General features: G+C 72.5%; 5 protein-coding genes. All 5 read right to left on the bottom strand.

Annotation, left to right across the window (positions count from 1 at the left end; all coding sequences use genetic code 11):
* On the bottom strand, positions 1-173 hold a 173-nt coding region (locus AC27VN_RS36900), incomplete at its 3' end, for a FecR/PupR family sigma factor regulator (RefSeq protein ID WP_490879849.1).
* 115 nt (positions 174-288) lie between these two features.
* Complete coding sequence (locus AC27VN_RS36895) at positions 289-804, bottom strand: RNA polymerase sigma factor (RefSeq protein WP_490879848.1); 516 nt, start codon at positions 802-804, stop codon at positions 289-291.
* Between the two features lie 2 nt (positions 805-806).
* Positions 807-1469 carry a hypothetical protein gene (locus AC27VN_RS36890; RefSeq protein ID WP_490879847.1) on the bottom strand — a complete coding sequence of 221 codons (663 nt, stop codon included), beginning with the start codon at positions 1467-1469 and terminating at the stop codon, positions 807-809.
* Positions 1470-1670: 201 nt separating this feature from the next.
* On the bottom strand, positions 1671-2927 hold the full coding sequence (locus AC27VN_RS36885; RefSeq protein ID WP_490879846.1) for a D-amino acid dehydrogenase: 1257 nt from the start codon (positions 2925-2927) through the stop codon (positions 1671-1673).
* A gap of 52 nt (positions 2928-2979) precedes the next feature.
* Positions 2980-3222, bottom strand: a 243-nt coding sequence (locus tag AC27VN_RS36880) for a ketopantoate reductase C-terminal domain-containing protein (protein WP_490879845.1), incomplete at its 5' end; no start/stop codon positions are given.

Here is a 3222-nt window from a genome sequence, read left to right as displayed (position 1 = left end):
ACGTCGTGGTACGCGGCGCGATGCGAGGGGCTGGCGCCGATCCAGCGACGGAAGCGCTGCGCGTCGAGCTCGCGCGCCTCGCCCGAGGTGAGCAGGCGCAGCCAGCGCCACGCCTGGGCTTCCAGGTCGTCGGGCTGGGCGGCTTCGCCGTCCCTGTGGGCAGAGGGCTTCATCGTGTCAGGCCCGCCCGCCCGGCCACGCGGCCGCGCAGCGGGCGCGCGGCCCGTGCCGTGCACGTGGTTTTCGGGATGTCATGCTGGGTGACGAATGGCGGCGCGAGAACCCGCATCATTTTTTCTCCGCGGCCAGATAGGCATCGAGTCGCTCGTGGACACGCTGGAGCTCGTACTCCACCGTGCGCAGCGAAACGCCCAGCCGCCGGGCGGTTTCGCTCTGCGTCAGGCCCTCGGCATGCACCAGCAGCGCGACGGCGCGGCGGCGCTCCGGCATGCGCTCGAGCAGGGTGAGCACCGCCTCGAGCTCCGAGCGGATTTCGGCGCTGCGTGCCGGACCGGGCGCCGGATCCTCGACCTCCTCGAGCAGTTCGTCGATGTCGTCGCCCGACAGCAGGCGGCTGTTGCGGCGCTGCACGTCCACCGCGATGTTGACCGCCATGCGCGACAGATAGGCGCCGGGGTTCTGGACCGCGCCGTGGTCCTCGCTCCCCTTCAGCCGCAGCCAGGTGTCGTGCAGCGCGTCGCCGGCGTCGTCCGCGTTGCCGAGCTTGCGGGTCAGGCGCTGCTTGAGCGAGGTGTAGTGCTTGCCCAGGTAGTTCAGCAGGACGAGCTGCGTGTCGTCGGACATCGCTAGCCGCCTCCCCGCCGCGGGCCGCACTGCGGCCCGGTGCCCGCCTCGTCGCGCCGGATCGCCAGCGTGAGCGGCTGGCGGACGATGGCCTCGGGCGGCGGCCGGTCGAGGCGAACGCCGTCCACCGTGCGCAGCAGCGCGGCGTCGCGCTGCGCATCGCCGCTGCCGCCGATCAGCCGCGTGCTGCCCACGCGGCCGTTCGCGTCCAGCTCGAAGCGCAGCAGGGTGTCGTAGCCACCCGGCCGGGTCCGTGCATTGGCGCACAGCGCCTGCCAGACGCGCGACTGCAGCAGTCCGGCATAGCCCTCGTCGCCGAACAGCGCCGCCCTGCCGCCGCGCGGCGCGCCCGCCTCCTTGAGCACGAAGGTCTGCCCCAGCGCGGAGCTGCGCTTGTCGGCGACCAGGCCGGTGTCCTGCAGCAGGCGTCGCAGCGCGGCTTCCGCCGTCAGGCGGCCGCGCACGGCCGTGGAGGTGCGGGCATCCGCGATGTCGCTGGGAAACAGCGCCGGCTGGCCCGAGATGTCCGCATAGCGGCTCAGCGCGGCATGCAGGGCTTGGGCGGGGATGTCGAAGTCGAAGCGCGGCGCCGCGCTGTCGGATGCGCCGGGAGCAGGCGCCCGGTCGGCCTCACGGACCTGGGGCGGCGGAGCCGCCGCGTCCACGGTCGCCCACGCCGGGCCGCCGAGCCCCCATGACAAGCAGAACGCCACCTCGCAAAAACTCAACCGAAGGGCGTGCGCAGGCACGGGACAGATTCGTCGGGCAAGACGCGGTTCCAAGATGTAAACCGCAATGGTTACATCCGAATGCGACAGGTCCGTTACACCGCCGCGCCGCTCGCATGCGCGGCGTACCGCTCGCGCTCAGCCGCCGTAGCGCGCGACCGTCAGGCCTTCCATGTCGATCGCCGGCGCGCGCCCTCCGACCAGGTCGGCCATCACGCGGCCGGTGCCGGCCGCCATGGTCCAGCCCAGCGTGCCGTGGCCCGTGCTCAGCAGCAGGTTCGGCAGGCGGCAGGCGCCGATCACGGGCGTGCCGTCGGGCGTCATCGGGCGCAGGCCGGTCCAGAAGCTGGCCGTGCCCACGTCGCCGCCGCGCGGGAACAGATCGGTCACCACGTGCTCGAGCGTGTCGCGCCGGCCGGCATCGAGGCGCAGGTCGAAGCCCGAGAGCTGGGCCGTGCCGCCGACGCGGATGCGCTCGCCGAGCCGGGTCACGGCGACCTTGAAGGTCTCGTCCATCACGGTGGATTCGGGCGCGCCCGCCGGATCGGCGATCGGCACCGTGATCGAGAAGCCCTTGACCGGGTACACCGGCAGGTCGATGCCCAGCGGCCTGGCGAGCGCGGGCGAGTAGCTGCCGAGCGCGAGCACGTAGCGGTCGGCGACGAAGCGACCGGCATCGGTGCGCACGGCGGTCACGCCGCCGCCGTCGTGCTCGATGGCCTCGATGTTCACGCCGAAGCGGAAGCTGGCGCCCTGGCCCTCGGCCAGCACCGCGAGCGCCTGCGTGAACTTGAAGCAGTCGCCGGTCTCGTCGCCCGGCAGCCGCAGGCCGCCGACGAACTTCTCGCGCACCGCGGCCAGCGCGGGCTCGTACGCCACGCAGCCGTCGCGGTCGAGCAGCTGGTAGGGCACGCCAGAAGCCTTGAGCACCTCGACGTCCTTGGCGCTGCCGTCGAGCTGCTGCTGGCTGCGAAACAGCTGCAGCGTGCCCTGCATGCGCTCGTCGTAGGCGATGCCGGTGTCGGCGCGCAGCGCCTTCAGGCAGTCGCGGCTGTATTCGGCCAGCCGCACCATGCGCGCCTTGTTGACCTCGTAGCGCGCCTGCGTGCAGTTGCGCAGCATCGCGAGCCCCCAGCGCCACATGGCCGGATCGAGCATCGGCTTGATGACCAGCGGGCTGTGCTGCATCAGCATCCACTTGACGGCCTTGAGCGGCACGCCGGGCCCGGCCCAGGGCGCCGAATAGCCGGGCGAGACCTCGCCCGCATTGGCGAAGCTGGTTTCGAGCGCCGGCGCCGGCTGGCGCTCGAGCACCGTCACCTCGTGGCCGTCGCGCGCCAGGTAATACGCCACCGAGGTGCCGATGACACCGCTGCCCAGGACCAGAACCCGCATCGAAGACCTCCCGCTGCCGAAGCCGGCATGCCGCGAGGGTACAGCGGCGCGGCTACAGCTTCAAAGCGTCCTGCAGTTCGGAGGCCGACCAGCGCCGCGGCGAGCGCGGCCAGGCCTCGAGCAGCTCGAGCATGCGCGCGTTGCGCGGTGCCTCCAGGCCGCAGGCCTCGGCCAGCCGCACGATCTCGCCGCTGAGCGCATCGATCTCGGTGCGCCGGCCGAGCGCGAGGTCGTCGGCCATGCTCGAGCGCGCCTTGGCATCGATGCGCAGCATGCGCGCGGCGACGATGCGGAA

It is taken from the genome of Variovorax sp. 20P10.2.4, assembly GCF_058244205.1.
This window is presented reverse-complemented; position numbering and strand designations above follow the sequence as displayed.